This is a genomic window from Wolbachia endosymbiont of Nomada ferruginata (assembly GCF_001675785.1).
GTDB lineage: Bacteria > Pseudomonadota > Alphaproteobacteria > Rickettsiales > Anaplasmataceae > Wolbachia > Wolbachia pipientis.
This window is the reverse complement of the sequence record NZ_LYUY01000199.1, coordinates 1-411: the sequence shown is the minus strand read 5'-3', so window position 1 is coordinate 411 and position 411 is coordinate 1. Positions and strand designations below refer to the sequence as shown.

The following is a 411-nucleotide window of genomic DNA, read 5'->3' as shown; positions in this document are numbered from 1 at the left end:
GGAGGATCCAAAGCATAATTATTTAAGTTAAACCAATAAAGCAATGCTTTAAACAACTTTTCTTCTTCCTTTTCCTTAGTAACTTGCTGTTTTTTAGGTTCCTCATTAGAAACCTCAGGATTTAAGAATGTTGAATCATCCCATGCTATAGGAGAAGAAATCGATGATGATCTACTCAAAGATAGCTGTGATTGATCACCAGTGGATTGACTTGAATCTATTTTCCCCGGCACCAACTGAAACAGCCCCCCTTTTCCTCCCTCTCTTTCTGATCCTTGCGTGGGAGGACTCTCTAACCCTTCATCACGACTTCGCTTGGGAAACTCCTGTTTCGGTGATGACAATTCAGTTAAGCCAGAACTTGGACCACCACTTGAAGAACCAGAATCCTTAGGTTTCGGAGGTGAATTA

1 pseudogene is annotated in these 411 nt (G+C 41.1%); it reads right to left on the bottom strand.

Annotated elements, in window-relative coordinates:
- A pseudogene (locus tag BA053_RS07780) lies at positions 1–411 on the bottom strand (hypothetical protein); the annotation flags it as partial.